Source organism: Dokdonia sp. Asnod2-E02, assembly GCF_045063915.1.
Taxonomy (GTDB): Bacteria; Bacteroidota; Bacteroidia; order Flavobacteriales; family Flavobacteriaceae; genus Dokdonia.
Map to the genome: position 1 here is coordinate 781895 of NZ_JBEFNX010000005.1, position 16168 is coordinate 798062.

Consider the following 16168-nt stretch of genomic DNA (forward strand, 5'->3'; position numbering starts at 1 on the left):
AACTACTTATCATATTTCACAATCAAAAACTGCTGCAATTTATAAAGACCATAGCCTATGGCTGCTCCTATAATCCACCCAGTAAGGACATCGCCAGGATAATGTACTCCCACATAAATGCGACTATAACCCACTACCGCAGACCAAAAAAGCAAAAAGAAAATCAAATTCTTATAACTACGCCTAAGCGCTAGACCTGCAAAAACGGCAACAGCCATACTATTACCAGCGTGTGCAGAATAATATCCATAACGACCACAGCGCTCTGCAATGTATCTTATGGTAGTTTCAAAAGCGGCAACTCTACACGGTCTTGGTCTCATAAAACCGTGCTTAAAAGCATTTGCAAGCTGGTCTACCCCAGTAATGAGTAATGCCACGCATACCACAGTAATGAGTGTGCCCTTCATCCCGTACTGCTTGTAAATAAAGAAAAGTAAGAGTGCATATAAGGGTATAGAGCTAAGCTTATTTGTTACAATAAGCCAGAACTGATCCCAGGTAGTACTACCCAGACCGTTTAAGAATAAAAAAAGCTCTTGATCATATTGTACGAGTTGCTCCATTACCTACTCGTTCTCAAATTTTTCCATTTCGGCGTCGTACCACTCTGTAGCTTCTTTTATAGCATTTTCGGTCTCTGAGGCAAGCTCATCTTCGTCTTGACGGTCAAACTCTTCAAACCACTCTATCTCATCAATAGTGAGGTCTATTATAAAACGAGGGAACTCTGTATGAATCACAAAAATATGATCAGAAAAATCTGAATTATCACCTAGTAAGAACTTTGGTACTGTCATAATTATCTATTTATATATCTCTTGTTATGGTGCGGTTACACCCCACTTATCAACTTTTTACTAAGGTAGTTAAATCTAAAATATAGCATTGTGGCAGATGCTGTGAGCCCTACCAGTAGCCCTACCCAGATGCCTTGAACACCCATTTGCGCCTCTTTTCCAAAATACCACATCACCGGGAAGCCTATTACCCAGTAAGCTATAAAACATATCACCGTAGGGATATTTACATCTTGTAAACCTCTTAACGCACCTAGAATGGTAACTTGTACTCCATCACTGAGCTGAAACAATGCTGCGACAACGAGTAATTGTGCTGCCATAAAAATCACCTCTGGATTATCTATATAAAAAGGAGGTAACCAGTCTTTGAGCACTATAAAACCTACGGCAAAGACCGCCTCGATAAGGAAACAAAGTATAAAGATAGAAAAAGCGATACGTCTCAAGTTTGGATAATCCCTTTTCCCCTTTTGGTTTCCTACACGTATGGTACCCGTGACTCCCAGCCCTACAGCTATCATAAATGTCATAGACGCAAGGTTAAGCGCAATTTGATTTGCCGCCTGGGCATTAGTCCCCAGAATTCCAGATAAGAAAATAGCCGCCGTAAACACACCTACTTCAAAAAGCATTTGTAAAGCTGTGGGAAAACCTAATTTTATAAGTGTTTTAAACTCGCTAAGCTGTATGTGACTTGCACCATCCCAGAAAAAGTAAGATTTAAATTTACGCTTTCGCGAAAGCATAAAAATGAGCAGCCCCAGCATAAAAAATCGTGATATGAGTGTTCCCCAGGCAGCCCCCTCAACCTCAAGCCTTGGGAAAATCCAGATCCCGTAAATGAGCACATAGTTAAATAAGACATTTACAATATTTGCAAGTATAGTGGCATACATCGCATATTTAGTTTGTGACAATCCATCTGCAAACTGCTTAAAAGCTTGAAAAATCATAAGCGGAATCATAGACAGCGCTACAATCTCAAGGTACGGTATCGCAAGCGCTACCACCTCTGGCGGTTGATCTAGCATATACAAAACCGGCTTTGCAATAAGCAAGGTTACAAAAAGCAACACACCGTTTACAGCACACATAATCACCCCGTGGTGAAAGTGCAGTCGCCCCTTCTCTATATTACCTTGACCATCTGCCTCTGCCACAAGTGGCGTGATGGCAAAAGAAAAACCTATACCTATAGAGAGTGCTATAAAAACGAGACTATTACCCAGACTTACTGCAGCCAGTTGTGCGGCACCTAGCTGCCCTACCATCAAGTTATCTGCGAGAGCTACAAGTATATGACCCAGCTGTCCCAGCATTATAGGGAATGCTATTTTAAGGTTTGTGCCAAATTCTTTTGTGTAGTCTGAAAACTGCATTGGGTTGGATTTTTTTACGCTTTCGCGAAAGCGCAAAAATACTTCATCCATAAACAAAGACCGAGTAGTTTAATAGCAAATTCTTATCTTAAAGCATTAATCACATAGTACATCATACCTATGCTCACTAACCCTATAGAAATAGACCTAGCTTTAAGAACACTTATTAAAGCACACGAAGACAAGCTACAACTCAGAAAAGACGACAGCGCAGGTCTTGAGGCGGCGGGAACTATACCCACAATGCAAGGCAAACAAAAAGTAGATGGTCATTACTTTGCAAGTGTGATACCCAAACCCAAAGATTGCAGACTTTACTTCTTCCCCATTTATACAGATGTTGCGGCTTTTACAGACCTAGACCCTGTGCTTAAAAAATGTCTTAAGGGCAAGAGTTGTTTTCATATAAAAAAAATGGACGCCTCGCTAGAAGCATCCATTAGTGATATGATAGATAAAGGTATTGCCATTTATCAAGAAAAAGGCATTATCTAAAACCCTTATTGCTTTATGGGTGCCTGTATTAATTTGGCAGGTTTTTGAATATAGTTATCCATTAAGTACACAAGACTTGTCATAGTTGCTGCGCCTAGTTCTAGTTCTCGTTTATTTACCGCATCAAAAGTATCATTTGCCGCGTGGTGATGGTCAAAATAACGTTGCGAGTCTGGTCGTAAGCCAGCTAGTACAATACCATCATTTGTAGCTTTAAGCGGACCAATATCTGCACCACTACCTCCTCTTGTAAAGTCGTGTATGAGGTAAGGTTCAAAAAGTGATTTCCAGCTTAGTACTTCATTATAATTGCGATCATCTGTATCAAATGAGAAACCTCTAGGTGTAAACCCACCTGAGTCACTCTCTAGTGCAAAGATGTGTTGTTCACCTTTTGCCTTAGCTTCTTCTGCATATTTTCTACCGCCACGTAAACCGTTTTCTTCATTCATAAATAATACCACACGTATGCTATGCTTAGGTTTATATCCTACTGCCTTCATAAGTCGTAACACTTCCATACTCTGTACAACTCCTGCACCGTCATCGTGAGAGCCATCTCCTAGATCCCAAGAGTCTAAATGACCACCTACAACCATATATTTATTAGGAAACTCACTCCCTGTTATCTCACCTATCACATTGTATGACTCAACTTCTCCCATATTTTTACAAGACATCTTGTAAAAGAATTTTAACTCTGGATTGAGCTTTAAAGATGTACTTAAAAGGTTTGCCCCTTTTGTACTTATGGCAGCGGCAGGTATACGTTTTGACGCAGGTAAATCTCCATAAGACATAGACCCCGTATGTGGGTAATCATCTATACTGTGCGTAACAGATCTTACTATCACTCCCACGGCACCTAGCTTTGCAGCCTCCATAGCTCCTGCATATCGCTGGTCTACACAACCACCATACGCTTGAAAGGTGCGTATAAGCTCATCATTCATAGGGCGGTTATAAAAGACTATTTTACCTTTTACATTTTCCTCCCCAAGCGCTTTGAGCTCTTCTATACCCATTACCTCTACTACGTTTGCTCTAAGCCCTACAGACTTAGTTGCCACAGATCCTCCTAGTGCACAAATAGGCACAGAGGTTATGCGTGCATTTTCTCCTTCTATATGTGCTCTTTCTGCCTCGCCACGCACCCATTTAGGTACCATTACCGGTTGTAACCAGACTTTATCAAGGCCTGCTTTTACAAGTTCGGCTTTTGTCCAGGTTACGGCTCTTTCGGCACCTAGACTTCCGCTTAGGCGAGAGCCTATATCATTAGAGAGGTAATCAAGCCACTGGTAGCTCTGCCCTTTTGTTAATGCTTCTGTATAGATGTTACGTACGGTGATTGAATCGTTTTGCGCTTTCGCGAAAGCGGAAACCCCCACCACCAAAGCAACCGTAAAGATGTTTTTGAGTACTTTATTCATTTGCTAACTGTTCTTTGTATGCTGAAAGATTTGCTTTTGTTTTATCATCTAGTTCTGGCTCTTGTATATCTTCATATTGCGAGAGTGTCTCTAGTAAAATGCTTGCAACTGCTAGACGAGCAGCGGGTTTATTATCTGCAGGGATAACGTACCACGGTGCCTTATCTGTGGAGGTGCGGTTTATAGCGTCTTCATAATAAGTTTGATAGGTATCCCATAGCTTGCGCTCTTTGAGGTCGCCGGCAGAAAATTTCCAATTTTTTTCTTTTTTTTCCAGACGACGTAGCAATCTATTTTTTTGTTCATCTTTTGATAGATGCATAAAGAACTTATAGATAAGTGTCCCGTTTTCTACAAGATGCTTTTCAAAGTTTTTGATCTGCTCAAAGCGCTTATCCCAGAAAGCGTCATTTACATCTTCTACCGTGTGGACATCTGGTAGGTTTTCACCCAGAATATACTCGGGATGTACGCGCGTGACTAGTACATTTTCATAATGTGTGCGGTTGTGAACACCAAATTTTCCTCTCTGAGGTAGTGCGATATAATGACGCCACAGGTAATCGTGACCCAGCTCAAGATCTGTAGGTACTTTAAAGCTTTGTACCTCAACACCACGAGCATTAAAGTCTTTAAAGACTTCTCTTATAAGGCTGTCTTTACCAGAGGTATCCATACCCTGCAAACATACGAGTACCGCATACTTATCGTGTGCGTACATTGTGTCTTGAAGTTTACCGAGCTGTTTACGTACTTTTTTGAGTTTTTTCTCTAGTTCTTTTTCTTCTTGATCTTGAAAAAGCGTCGTGCTCTTATCTGAAAGCTTTACGGGCGCTGTTACTTTAAATGTGTTGTAATCCATATCACTCATACCAAATGTTATTTACTTGCAAATAGCTTAACATCTCCCTCGGTAACCTCTGCCCCACTTAAGATAATAAGACGCTCTACCACGTTGCGTAATTCTCGTATATTACCCGTCCAGTCATAGGCTTTTAAAAGATCTATGGCTTTGTTTGAAAACGTTTTAAGCGCGGTGCCTTGCTCTTGTGAGATCTTCTTTGCAAAATGTGCTATAAGGATAGGAATATCGTTACGACGGTCATTAAGTGCAGGTACTTTGATTAGTATAACCGCAAGCCTGTGATATAAATCTTCTCTAAAATTTCCATCTGCAATTTCTTGCTTTAGGTTTTTATTAGTCGCTGCTACTACGCGCACGTCTACTTTAATGTCTTTATCACTACCTACTCGCTGCACTCTACTTTCTTGAAGTGCTCTTAGTACTTTGGCTTGTGCAGATAGGCTCATATCGCCTATCTCATCAAGAAAGATGGTACCCCCATTTGCTGCTTCAAATTTTCCTGCGCGATCTTTATTTGCACTTGTAAAAGCTCCTTTTACGTGGCCAAAGAGTTCGCTTTCTATAAGCTCAGATGGTATTGCGGCACAGTTTACCTCTACAAGTGGTCCTTTAGAACGTTCACTTTTTTCGTGTAGCCAGTGTGCCACAAGTTCTTTACCTGTTCCATTAGGTCCTGTAATAAGTACTCGTGCATCTGTAGGAGCCACCTTCTCAATCATCGCTTTGATTTGCCCTATTTCTTCACTCTCACCTACCATCTCGTACTTCTTGCTCACTTTCTTTTTGAGCTTTATATTTTCTACCACGAGCGTTTTGCGGTCTAGTGCGTTGCGCACAGTATTAAGTAATCTATTGAGGTCTGGTGGTTTTGATATATAATCAAAAGCGCCTAGGCGCATTGTGTTTACAGCTGTATCAAGATCACCGTGACCAGAGATCATTACCATAGGTACTTCTGGCTTGAGCTTACGTGCAGCCTCTAGCACCTCAACACCATCCATTTTTGGCATTTTAATATCACAAAGCACAAGGTCATAATCTTCTTCTCTAATTTTGTTTATACCCTCTAGGCCATCTCCAGCTTCTTCTACCTGATACTCTTTACTCTCTTCAGATAATATTTTGGTAAGAACGCGTCTTATCGCAGCCTCATCTTCTATAATTAAAATCTTTGCCATTATTATAATTTAAATTTTATTCCAGAACGACCATAAAAGGTGTTCTTATCATTTATTGTAAAAACGTCATTACGATCTCCATCACGTAGTCGTATGTCGTTTATAACGGTGTGTCCAGCATAAAAATAAAACACTAGATGTTTTGTAAAGCAATATTCATACCCTAATCCAAAAAGAGCAACCGTCATAGAGATACTCTCTGCTGTTTCAAACTCCCCTTCTGGTATATTTACTTCTACATTATCTTGAATGTTTGCATAAAAACCGTCAAGACTTAAAAAACTCTGAATGATATGCTCTCTGTTTTTACCAAAATAGCGCTTTATATTAGACTTAGGAACACCCAAGGTAAACGACCAGTCTGGATGAAACTCACGATAGTAATTTACAAAAGGTAATGGAAACGGTCTACCAGACTCTGTGTCATATCTCCCACCTACAATAAGTCTCCACGGTTTATCAAGACCATCTTTAGTCTTATCATTTATAAAATATATTGCGCCGGTGTGCACTACATCACTACTAGAAAAAGATTCTGTACTAAAATTTGAGGTAATCCTTGTGCCTATTTTTGCACCCAAACGCCATTTATCATTTAATTTTTGCGTGTAGCCTAGCGAAAAACTAAACGATTGAAATCTATCCAGATCCTCACGGCTAAAAGGAGTAACATCTTCAAACTTTAAATTTACATTACGGTACTCAAAACCTGGTACGAGATAAACATCTTCTTTAAGTTTTACAGGTACGTTTATAAATGATCTAAACCTCCTAAAAGAATTATCTGAATCACTCTGTGGGAAATAGGTATACTCTACTCGTGCCAAATCTGTCAACTGTGCGCTCATTGTCCCTGTAAACAATAATAAAGCAATAATAAATCTGGCTTGTTTAATCATCTATAGTGTCATTTTTTGAAAGTGAAATGTTCTCCTCAGATTTCTCCTTTGGCACAAACACTGGTCTATCTGTATTAAAAAGATGTAAATCGCGCTGCGGGAACGGGATGGTAATTCCGCTTTCGCGAAAGCGGTCATCTATCGCATACCTAAGCGCACTTTTTATTCTAGGATCTACAAAACTATCACGTACAAAAAAATACAACCCAAAATCTAGTGAGCTATCGCCAAAGTTTTCAAAAAGCGCAAAAGGTTTAGGATGTTTTAAAATATCTGGATGCTCTGTTGCACAGTCCAGTAATATCTTTTCTACGGCTCTGGTATCGCTACCGTATGCAACACCTACTTTTACATTTTCTCTTGTAGTTTTATGGTTCTGGGTGTAGTTATAGACCGTGTCTGTAATAAACTTGTGATTAGGTATTATAATCACTTTATCATCTCTAGTAAGAGCTCTAGTGGTGCGTAGTTTTATTTCAAAAACTCTACCTACACGACCATCCATCTCAATAATATCACCTGCCGAAATTGATTTATCTACCATTATTAAAATCCCACCTATTACATCTTGAAAGACTTCTTGGAGAGCAAGACCAAGACCTACAAATAATGCTGCAGAGGCTGTAAGTAGCACGGTTATATTTATCCCAGAAGCACTCATCGTTGCGAGTACTACTACTATATAAGCAATGTATTTTATAAATTTAAAAACACTTACAAACTTCAGCTTGTCATCACCTTCCATCCTACGTGTCATTAAAACACGTACCCACTTAAGAACAATACTTGTGAGTATAAAGGCAACAATAAGCATAATAAGGTGGCCTACAGTAAAGCCTATATGATTAGGTTCTTTACCTAAACTTATAAGTTCAAAACTAAGCCACTCTTTTATTGTGCCCCAGATATCTTGCTCTATGATGTCCTTTACCTTATCTACCGTTTCTTCTTGTAGATAAAGAAGAAACGCTAGTACTTTAACCATTTAATTAAGTCTTTGTAAGTAGGCTTTTTTCCATACATAAGGATTCCTACTCGATATATTTTTGATCCAAACCACACTGTAAAAACAAAGGTGGCTATAAGTAATGTTATGGATAGTATAATTTGCCATAGTGGCACTTCAAAGGGTATGCGCATTAACATCACAATAGGTGATGTAAGCGGTATAATAGAAAACACAGTTGCTACCGTACCGTGAGGATTATCTATTACAGCAAAAAAGCCTACATATATAGCCAGCATAAGTGGCATAATGATAGGTAGCATAAATTGCTGTGTATCTGTCTCATTATCTACCGCTGCGCCTATGGCCGCATAAATAGAACTATATAAAAAGTACCCGCCTATAAAGTAGATAAAGAAACCTCCCACTAGCTGTAGCAAAGGTAATTTTTGCACCTCTTGGAGCAATTCTATCATCATATTAGGGTCTTGGGCTATTTGTTGAGCTTGCGATGCAGCTGGGTTTACAGCTGTGGCGGCAGATGGATCTACCCCAAAAAATGCCGTAAGTACCACTAGTAAAACTCCACCTACTAAAACCCATATAGCAAACTGCGTGATGCCTGCTAGAGTTGTACCCAATATTTTACCCATCATAAGCTGGAAAGGCTTTACAGAAGAGATTATTACCTCTATAATTCTATTGGTCTTTTCCTCAATCACAGAACGCATTACCATATTACCATATATAATAATAAACATCATAAGAAGATAACCAGCCGCGCCACCAAAACCTGCTTTTACCCAGTTACTCATCTTTGAGCTAGACTCACCAGAAAAGTTTTCTATATTAATATCAATCGTACTTTTTGCAGTCTCTAGCGCCGTTAGATTTATGCCCTGTGCAACTAGGTTTTGATCTGTAATCCTCTTTTCGATACGATCTTCTATATCTCCTATATAATCAAAAGAGGGAGTCTCATTACCGTAAAACGTAACAGGGTTTGTAGCAGTTTCTGGGTTTTTTGAGATATGAATGAGACCATAATAAGCATCATCTTTTGCAACTTCTTTACCAGCATCAAGCCCTTGATCACTAAGGTTTACATAGCTTGTTTTATCTGTATTAAAAAATACAGATTCAAATTGTCCAGACTCATCAACCACTACAATTGTGCGTTTATCTTCACTATTGAGCTGCGTTAAATAAGAGATAAGCAGTATCATACCTACCAAAATAAGCGGACTCAGAAAAGTCATTATCAAGAATGACTTATTTCTTACTCGTGCGATATACTCTCGCTTTATTATTAAAGAAAGGATGCTCATTTGTTCTGACTAACGGTTTGAATAAAAATATCGTTTACACTCGGGATCACTTCTACAAAGTGTGTTACTTGTCCATATGTTTGTAAGGTGCTTAATAGTTCATTTGGCGTGCCATTATCACCCATTTCAACTCGCAATTTATGCTCATTACCTAAACTCTTAAACTGTGCAGGAGTAACTTTAAAAGAAGAGGCTAGTTGTTGTTGCGCTTTCGCGAAAGCGGTCTCATCTACCACCTGTACCCCTATATCAAATGTATTGTTTTGATATGCTCTCTTTATGGTGTTTATCTCACCATCCAAAATCTTGTTAGATTTATTTATGAGTGCAATATGATCACATAGCTCCTCTACAGACTCCATACGGTGTGTGCTAAAAATGACTGTTGCACCCTCATCTCTAAGTTGTAAAATCTCGTCTTTAATAAGATTTGCATTAATAGGATCAAAACCACTGAAAGGCTCATCAAAAATGAGCAATTTAGGCTGGTGCATTACCGTAACCACAAACTGTATTTTTTGGGCTTGTCCCTTAGAGAGTTCTTGTATTTTTTTACCCCACCAGTCACCTATCTCAAGTTTTTCAAACCAGTGCTTTGCTCTCGTTTTTGCTTCTGCCTTAGACATTCCTTTGAGCTGCGCTAGATAGAGCACCTGCTCTCCTACCTTCATAGATTTATACAAACCGCGCTCTTCTGGCATATAGCCTATATCGCGTATGTGATGTTGCTGTAAAGGTTCTCCCCCTAAGGTCACACTACCAGTATCTGGCATTGTAATCTGGTTAATGATGCGTATAAGTGTCGTTTTACCAGCTCCATTAGGACCTAAAAGCCCAAAAATACTTCCCTCTGGCACGGTAATAGACACATCGTTAAGTGCAGTAAAGTCTCCAAACTTTTTTGAAACTGTATCTGCTACAAGTAGTGAATTCATATAAAGACGTTAATCAAGCTAAGATAGGGATATGACCTGAGTGACGTATGCGTGTTGGGTATATTTTAGGAAATTTATAAACCCGTAGATGCAAGAATAATTAAAGAGCGCTCACCAGTGTACAATGACTTAATTACAAAACGTCTTAAAAGCAAAACCCACCCTAGGCGTAAGCTCAGGATGGGAAAAAAAATTGCTATGAAAAAGAAAAATAACGTCAAACATTGTTTAACGTTATTCAAATATAACTTTTTTTTATGAACCCGATTAATTTGGTTTCATAAAATTTGAAAGGGTCTTGTTATGAGAACATATCTTTTACCTTCTCAAAGAATGATTTATCACCTGTTTCTGGGTTTGGTGAGAAGTTATCATCGGCAGCCATTTTTTCAAAAAACTGCTTTTGCTCCTTGTTAAGAATCTTAGGTGTCCACACATTTACGTGCACAAGTAAATCTCCTTTACCATATCCATTTATAGATGGGATACCTTTACCTCGTAAACGTAAAATCTTGCCACTCTGTACACCTTCTTCTATTTTGATACGCACTTTACCAGTTACAGTATCTATCTCTTTTGATGTACCAAGTACGGCCTCACTTATACTTATATAGAGGTCGTAGTGTAAATTATCTCCTTCTCTCTGTAAAAAGTCGTGATCTTTTTCTTCTATAGCTACAAGTAGATCTCCAGCGATTCCATTACCTGGTGCCTCGTTACCTTTACCCGTCACTTTAAGTTGCATTCCATCTACAACTCCTGCTGGTATTTTGATACTTACAGTTTCTTCCTCTACAGTAAGTCCTTGAGCATCTGCTCCAGAAGGACGCTTGTCTATCATCTGTCCTGAGCCACCACAAGTAGTACAAGGTGCACTAGTTTGCATACGACCTAAGATAGTGTTCTGGATTTTGGTTACTTGTCCAGCACCATTACAAGTTGTACAAGTCTTATATGAAACACCAGCTGCTTGCTTCTTACGTTTTACCTTGATTTTTTTCTCTACGCCGTTTGCTATTTCTTCTAATGTGAGCTTTACTCGTATACGAAGGTTACTTCCTTTCACACGGCGCTGACCACCGCCAAAGCCACCACCAAAACCAGAGAAACCACCTCCGCCACCGCCAAAAGCGCCGCCAAAGATATCCCCAAACTGGCTAAAGATATCATCCATATTCATCCCGCCGCCGCCAAAGCCGCCGCCGCCCTCAAAGGCTTGATGACCATACTGATCATATCGAGCACGTTTTTGCTCATCACTTAATACCTCATAGGCCTCTGCTGCTTTCTTAAAGTTTGCCTCTGCAGTCTCATCTCCTGGGTTTTTATCAGGGTGATACTGTACTGCCTTCTTACGGTATGCCTTCTTAATCTCTGCTGCAGTAGCTCCTTTTGAGATACCTAATATGTCGTAAAAATCTTCTTTCATAATAAAAACTCAGTAAGACTGAGTACTCTTAAATCATTAAGGATGGTAAGCCCTCACCTACACTTCTCCTTATACTATTTATATTATTGCCCTGTAACTACTTTAGGAAACCGGATGATCTTGTCACCTAGTTTATACCCCTTTTCAATCACATCTACAATTTTACCCTTTAGCTTCTTGCTAGGTGCAGGAATTTGGGTGATAGCCTCGTGCTGGTCTGCATCAAAAGCATCTCCAGCCTTTACTTCCATTTCTTCAAGCCCTTTAGACTTAAGGGTCTCCTTAAATTTATTACTAATAAGAGTCATACCTTTCACGTGTACGTCATCCTTATCACCTTTAAACTCATTAAGCGCTCTATCAAAATCATCTACCACAGGTAGTAATGCTTGTATTACCTCTTGACCGGCAGTTTTATATAATTCTATACGTTCTTTTGTAGTGCGTCTTTTGTAGTTTTCAAACTCTGCAAATAGGCGTAAAAACTTATCTTTTTCGGCAGCAAGATCGTCTTGAGCAACCTCTAGCTCTGTACGCTCATCTTTAGGAGCCGCTTCTTCGGCATCTTTAGTATCATTTGCTTGTGCTGCCTCGTTTACAAGTTGCTCTTGAGCAGCCTCGTCTACGGTTGTATCTTGTTTTTTATCTTCTGTTGCCATAATGGTCTTAAATCAATTTTTTACTGAAGTGGCAAAAGTACTGCCAATTGCTATAAAATGTCAAAATGTCACTGCTTTTTTAGAATCAAAATAAGCAGGTGTACCACTCTTTGAAATTAATAATATGAAGCATACTACTTACTGGTGACAGGCATACTTCTTATTAAATCACGCATTTATGAAATAATTAAGAAAGCTACTTCTAATAAATGTTAATTTTGCAACTCACTAATTAAATATCAAAATGAAAAAACAAATTTTAAATACACTCGCAGTGGTTGCTCTTATCGCAGGTACTGTGTCTTGTAAAGGAGACAAAACAAATGAAACTGACGCTACCGAAGCTAAAGAAGTTGCAACTGTAGTAGATGCAATGAAATTTACTGTAGACACTAGTACGTCTACCATAGACTGGGTAGGAAGCAAACCTACAGAAAATCACACGGGTACTATAAACATCGAGAGTGGTGTTGTAAAAGTGGCTGGAGACAAAATTACAGGTACCTTCTTAATAGATATGACTAGTATTACTGTTACAGATCTTGAAGGAAAAGGAAAAGCTTCTCTTGAAGGACACCTTAAAGGACAGGCCGAGGGTAAAGAAGATCACTTCTTTAATGTGGCAAAATATCCTACAGCAGCTTTTGAAGTAACTGGAGTTACAGAAAAAGAAGGAAAGAAAATGATGCAAGGTAATCTTACAATAAGAGATCAGAAAAAGAACATTGAGTTCCCTGTAACTTACAGCGTAGATGGAGCAAATATGACACTTACAAGTGAGCCATTTACAATAGACCGCACAAACTGGGGAGTAAACTATGGATCAAAATCTATTTTTGATAACTTAGGAGATAAATTTATCTCAGATGACATCCAGCTTACTGTAAAGCTACAAGCTACAAAAGCTTAAGCTCAAAAAGTTATATAATTAAAAAGCCACTCTATTGAGTGGCTTTTTTTATGCAAGCAAGTCTGCTACCGCACTATCTATATCACTGTATTTAAACCTATAACCGTCTTCTTGTATTTTATTTGAACTTACTTTCTGGCTTTCTAAAACCACCGCTGCCATATCGCCCAGCATAAGTTTAAGAGCAAATGCAGGTACTTTAGGAAGTATAAGTGGTTTACCTAGCTCATCTGCCACCACTTCTGTAAACTTTTTATTGGTTACTGGTGAGGGTGCAACGCCGTTATAAACGCCAGATAATTTATTTTTATAAATGTGGTAATATATACCAACCATATCATCTATATGTATCCACGATTGCCATTGTTTACCAGTACCTAACGGCGCACCTGCTCCATAAGAAATAGGCTTCATTAGCTTAGGTAACGCTCCTGCTTCTTTATCAAGTATTACCCCTGTGCGTACTCTAGAGGTCATAACATCTATTTTTTGAAACTCCAGCGCAGCGGTCTCCCATTGCTCTACTACTTGACCTAAAAAGCCAGAAGCATATTCAGGATAAGACTCATCATATAGTTTTGTAAAAGAAGATGGATACCCTCCTACAGCACTGGCTGTAATAAAATGCTTTACAGTTATATTTTCACCTTTTTTACGCTTTCGCGAAAGCGTACTATAAAGTAATCTAGTTGTAACAACCCGACTTTCAAAAATTGCTTTTTTATTTTCTACAGACCAGCGTTGTGCAATTGTAGCTCCAGCTAGGTGAAATATAGTTTCTACGCCGTCAAAACAAGCTTCATCTATCTCGTCTGTTTTTGTATTCCAGTAAAATCCTTGGTAATTATTTTTTGATTGTATTTTATCTTTTGATGTTGTTAGATAGTTAACATCAATTCCATTATTGTGACATAATTCTGTTAGGGCTGTCCCCACTAATCCCGTAGCACCTGTGATTAAAACTTTCATCTAATTATTTTGCATTCAGCAACTAAAGATACGAACGGCACCAAAGTATAAATCCACATATGTAAGAAAATTATGCCATTTTTAACACTATTCCTTACCATCTACATAATCCTGAAGATAAGCATAGCGTTGTGTAAGCTTACCATCTTGTGTCATACGAGCGCGCTCAAGTATACCATCTTTATCACCGTTAAAAAACGCAGGAATGACGTGTTCTAAAAATAATTCACCAAAACCTTCACTAGCATCCTTAGGTAACTCACAAGGAAGATTATCTACCGCCATCACAGCTATCACGCTCTCATTCTTATAGTTATCTTCTTTCTCTGTATGTGGATTGTACCCATAAAAAGGCTCAGCTATAGTAGATGGTCTTATGGTGCTTGCCACGGGGCCATCTATATCACAAGATATGTCTGCAACTAGGTTGATTTTGAAATCTGGGTGTTTTGCGTCTTCTCGTGTAAACAAGTAAGGGGCTCCATCTCCATAAAAATGACCGGCTATAAAGTAGTCTGTAACTTTTGCATACTTCATAAAATCGCTCTCATAACCAGAAGGATCTTTATAAAACTCTGCTCTGCTACCTGGCTGTCCATCTGTTCTTTTATTATACTCTAGTACATCTATGAGGCAATATACTGGCTCTGTAAATTCTTGACTTAAGTATTCTTGATCTGTCACCTCTCTTATTTTAAGGTGATCTAGTATTTCTTTTGCGCCTCTAGCTACTTTACCACTTCCAGAAAGACAAATTTTTATGGCAGGTACTGAGATTTTATCAAGTTCTGCTTTTACGGCATTAAGATCTGCTAGGTTCTCTACTTTAGGAAGCTCAAATAGGTTATCGCGTTGTCCAAGTAATCTAAAACCGTTGTAAGCGCCTACGAGTCCTGCATAACGGCCAAAACCTATAAGACGTGCTCCATTTGCTCTAGTAATAACCTCGTGATCATACATCTCGATATTTTTATCAAGAATAGCCTTGAGCAACTTGCGGTTATAAGGCTGCTTTTTTATGGTGTGACTAAAAAAGAAATACTTTTTACCAGGTATTAAAGCATCAAGAGGCACTTCCTTCACTCCTATCATTACATCTGCATCTGTAATATCTTCCTCTACATCAAAACCGTTTATGGTATATGCCATATCTGGAAAAACGCGTATGTCTGACTCCTCAACCACAAAACTTGCATCTTCAAACTGCTCTCGAGCTTCGGCTAGTTTTTCTGGTGAGAAAACAACTCTTCTGTCTGGTGGATTCTTACGTTCTGTGATGATGGCAAATTTCATAATGTGTGTGAAGTTTTGGCAGGCTATATTGTTGGTATAGCTTTTGCATTTTATTAAGAGCAAATATAAGGTTTAGTGCTATATTTGCTATTCCGCTTTCGCGAAAGCGTACAAGAGATCTTATAAACTTTACAGCTTATGAGTTACGGAGTACGTGTGAGAGTGATACTACTGGGGTCGACTGGTTTTGACAGCGAGATCAATGGTATTGTAAGCGTGTCGAGCGCTGGAAAATAGCTCGTAAATCTCATATTTCAACTTTTTTAAACGGCGAGAATAACTACGCCCTAGCTGCATAATCTGAATTATAGTAAGATTACGCCTCGGTCTACAAGGTAGACAAGCAGGAAGTCACTCGAGAGCCTTGGTTTACGGCAATCGATATAGTGACTTCGTAAAAGTAAACCTATCTCTTGTAGGGCTTTGATGCGAGAGAGAAACTTAATTGAAGATAAGGGGTGCGTTGGTAGTCACTGACCGGCAATCTCACGAAAATCTAAACAGAGACTACACACGTAGAAAGCAATAACATTGCTTGTTTGGACGAGGGTTCGAATCCCTCCGACTCCACAATTAAACCCCGTAAGACTAGTGTTTACGGGGTTTATTATTTTTGGGTAACAAATAGGTTGACAAGAATACTTAAT

The 16168-nt window shown here is 38.9% G+C and carries 16 protein-coding genes and 1 other RNA gene; 3 read left to right on the forward strand and 14 right to left on the reverse strand.

Features of this window, described 5'->3' with window-relative positions:
* Nucleotides 1-2: 2 nt before the first annotated feature.
* Genes ACJJVM_RS03460 through ACJJVM_RS03470 form a run of 3 tightly spaced genes read right to left on the reverse strand, consistent with a single transcriptional unit; the run spans nucleotide 3 to nucleotide 2182 of the window.
* Nucleotides 3-566: a phosphatase PAP2 family protein gene (locus tag ACJJVM_RS03460; protein WP_298352367.1), complete on the reverse strand. Its 564-nt coding sequence runs from the start codon at nucleotides 564-566 to the stop codon at nucleotides 3-5.
* A 3-nt stretch (nucleotides 567-569) separates the two neighbouring features.
* Entirely contained in the window at nucleotides 570-800 is a 231-nt protein-coding gene (locus tag ACJJVM_RS03465) for a hypothetical protein (protein WP_038600020.1), read from the reverse strand.
* Between the two features lie 35 nt (nucleotides 801-835).
* Nucleotides 836-2182: an MATE family efflux transporter gene (locus ACJJVM_RS03470; protein WP_298352549.1), complete on the reverse strand. Its 1347-nt coding sequence runs from the start codon at nucleotides 2180-2182 to the stop codon at nucleotides 836-838.
* 120 nt (nucleotides 2183-2302) lie between these two features.
* Here ACJJVM_RS03470 and ACJJVM_RS03475 point away from each other — a divergent pair, with 120 nt between their 5' ends.
* Nucleotides 2303-2677 (forward strand): hypothetical protein, encoded by a 375-nt coding sequence (locus ACJJVM_RS03475; RefSeq protein ID WP_405210820.1) that lies wholly within the window; start codon nucleotides 2303-2305, stop codon nucleotides 2675-2677.
* A gap of 5 nt (nucleotides 2678-2682) precedes the next feature.
* On the opposite strand, the gene ACJJVM_RS03480 is transcribed toward ACJJVM_RS03475, so the two are convergent.
* From ACJJVM_RS03480 to ACJJVM_RS03520, 9 genes are all read right to left on the reverse strand, one after another.
* The gene (locus ACJJVM_RS03480) at nucleotides 2683-4110 is read right to left on the reverse strand and encodes a M20/M25/M40 family metallo-hydrolase (protein ID WP_405210821.1); all 1428 of its coding nucleotides are present in this window, start codon (nucleotides 4108-4110) and stop codon (nucleotides 2683-2685) included.
* Complete coding sequence (locus tag ACJJVM_RS03485; RefSeq protein WP_405210822.1) at nucleotides 4103-4981, reverse strand: PPK2 family polyphosphate kinase; 879 nt, start codon at nucleotides 4979-4981, stop codon at nucleotides 4103-4105. Before ACJJVM_RS03485 ends, ACJJVM_RS03480 begins: the two co-directional genes overlap by 8 nt.
* Before the next feature lie 8 nt (nucleotides 4982-4989).
* Nucleotides 4990-6153 (reverse strand): sigma-54 dependent transcriptional regulator, encoded by a 1164-nt coding sequence (locus ACJJVM_RS03490; RefSeq protein WP_299148199.1) that lies wholly within the window; start codon nucleotides 6151-6153, stop codon nucleotides 4990-4992.
* Between the two features lie 2 nt (nucleotides 6154-6155).
* Nucleotides 6156-7052 (reverse strand): DUF6268 family outer membrane beta-barrel protein, encoded by an 897-nt coding sequence (locus ACJJVM_RS03495; protein WP_405210823.1) that lies wholly within the window; start codon nucleotides 7050-7052, stop codon nucleotides 6156-6158.
* A complete protein-coding gene (locus ACJJVM_RS03500) occupies nucleotides 7045-8037 on the reverse strand; it encodes a mechanosensitive ion channel family protein (RefSeq protein ID WP_405210824.1) in 993 nt (330 codons plus the stop codon). Before ACJJVM_RS03500 ends, ACJJVM_RS03495 begins: the two co-directional genes overlap by 8 nt.
* A complete protein-coding gene (locus ACJJVM_RS03505) occupies nucleotides 8022-9326 on the reverse strand; it encodes an ABC transporter permease (RefSeq protein ID WP_405210825.1) in 1305 nt (434 codons plus the stop codon). The genes ACJJVM_RS03500 and ACJJVM_RS03505 overlap by 16 nt, the downstream gene beginning before the upstream one ends.
* Nucleotides 9323-10261 carry an ABC transporter ATP-binding protein gene (locus ACJJVM_RS03510; RefSeq protein ID WP_298352334.1) on the reverse strand — a complete coding sequence of 313 codons (939 nt, stop codon included), beginning with the start codon at nucleotides 10259-10261 and terminating at the stop codon, nucleotides 9323-9325. The genes ACJJVM_RS03505 and ACJJVM_RS03510 overlap by 4 nt, the downstream gene beginning before the upstream one ends.
* A 301-nt stretch (nucleotides 10262-10562) precedes the next feature.
* Nucleotides 10563-11690 carry a molecular chaperone DnaJ gene (dnaJ, locus tag ACJJVM_RS03515; RefSeq protein ID WP_298352333.1) on the reverse strand — a complete coding sequence of 376 codons (1128 nt, stop codon included), beginning with the start codon at nucleotides 11688-11690 and terminating at the stop codon, nucleotides 10563-10565.
* Between the two features lie 83 nt (nucleotides 11691-11773).
* Nucleotides 11774-12349: a nucleotide exchange factor GrpE gene (locus ACJJVM_RS03520; protein WP_405210826.1), complete on the reverse strand. Its 576-nt coding sequence runs from the start codon at nucleotides 12347-12349 to the stop codon at nucleotides 11774-11776.
* 244 nt (nucleotides 12350-12593) lie between these two features.
* Between ACJJVM_RS03520 and ACJJVM_RS03525 the strand changes: the two genes are divergently transcribed.
* Nucleotides 12594-13259, forward strand: coding sequence for a YceI family protein (locus ACJJVM_RS03525; RefSeq protein WP_405210827.1), 666 nt, complete (start codon nucleotides 12594-12596; stop codon nucleotides 13257-13259).
* Nucleotides 13260-13307: 48 nt separating this feature from the next.
* On the opposite strand, the gene ACJJVM_RS03530 is transcribed toward ACJJVM_RS03525, so the two are convergent.
* A complete protein-coding gene (locus ACJJVM_RS03530; RefSeq protein WP_405210828.1) occupies nucleotides 13308-14228 on the reverse strand; it encodes a TIGR01777 family oxidoreductase in 921 nt (306 codons plus the stop codon).
* Between the two features lie 87 nt (nucleotides 14229-14315).
* Nucleotides 14316-15521, reverse strand: a complete 1206-nt coding sequence (locus ACJJVM_RS03535; protein ID WP_405210829.1) for an NAD(P)-dependent oxidoreductase — start codon at nucleotides 15519-15521, stop codon at nucleotides 14316-14318.
* A 173-nt stretch (nucleotides 15522-15694) separates the two neighbouring features.
* On the opposite strand from ACJJVM_RS03535, the gene ssrA reads away from it, so the two are divergent.
* Nucleotides 15695-16094: a transfer-messenger RNA gene (gene ssrA / locus ACJJVM_RS03540) on the forward strand.
* The last annotated feature ends 74 nt before the right edge of the window (nucleotides 16095-16168 follow it).

Coding starts and splice junctions, on each gene's coding strand:
- ACJJVM_RS03460 (WP_298352367.1), bottom strand. CDS start 566: ATGGAGCAACTCGTACAATATGATCAAGAGCTTTTTTTATTCTTAAAC.
- ACJJVM_RS03465 (WP_038600020.1), bottom strand. CDS start 800: ATGACAGTACCAAAGTTCTTACTAGGTGATAATTCAGATTTTTCTGAT.
- ACJJVM_RS03470 (WP_298352549.1), bottom strand. CDS start 2,182: ATGCAGTTTTCAGACTACACAAAAGAATTTGGCACAAACCTTAAAATA.
- ACJJVM_RS03475 (WP_405210820.1), top strand. CDS start 2,303: ATGCTCACTAACCCTATAGAAATAGACCTAGCTTTAAGAACACTTATT.
- ACJJVM_RS03480 (WP_405210821.1), bottom strand. CDS start 4,110: ATGAATAAAGTACTCAAAAACATCTTTACGGTTGCTTTGGTGGTGGGG.
- ACJJVM_RS03485 (WP_405210822.1), bottom strand. CDS start 4,981: ATGAGTGATATGGATTACAACACATTTAAAGTAACAGCGCCCGTAAAG.
- ACJJVM_RS03490 (WP_299148199.1), bottom strand. CDS start 6,153: ATGGCAAAGATTTTAATTATAGAAGATGAGGCTGCGATAAGACGCGTT.
- ACJJVM_RS03495 (WP_405210823.1), bottom strand. CDS start 7,052: ATGATTAAACAAGCCAGATTTATTATTGCTTTATTATTGTTTACAGGG.
- ACJJVM_RS03500 (WP_405210824.1), bottom strand. CDS start 8,037: ATGGTTAAAGTACTAGCGTTTCTTCTTTATCTACAAGAAGAAACGGTA.
- ACJJVM_RS03505 (WP_405210825.1), bottom strand. CDS start 9,326: ATGAGCATCCTTTCTTTAATAATAAAGCGAGAGTATATCGCACGAGTA.
- ACJJVM_RS03510 (WP_298352334.1), bottom strand. CDS start 10,261: ATGAATTCACTACTTGTAGCAGATACAGTTTCAAAAAAGTTTGGAGAC.
- dnaJ (WP_298352333.1), bottom strand. CDS start 11,690: ATGAAAGAAGATTTTTACGACATATTAGGTATCTCAAAAGGAGCTACT.
- ACJJVM_RS03520 (WP_405210826.1), bottom strand. CDS start 12,349: ATGGCAACAGAAGATAAAAAACAAGATACAACCGTAGACGAGGCTGCT.
- ACJJVM_RS03525 (WP_405210827.1), top strand. CDS start 12,594: ATGAAAAAACAAATTTTAAATACACTCGCAGTGGTTGCTCTTATCGCA.
- ACJJVM_RS03530 (WP_405210828.1), bottom strand. CDS start 14,228: ATGAAAGTTTTAATCACAGGTGCTACGGGATTAGTGGGGACAGCCCTA.
- ACJJVM_RS03535 (WP_405210829.1), bottom strand. CDS start 15,521: ATGAAATTTGCCATCATCACAGAACGTAAGAATCCACCAGACAGAAGA.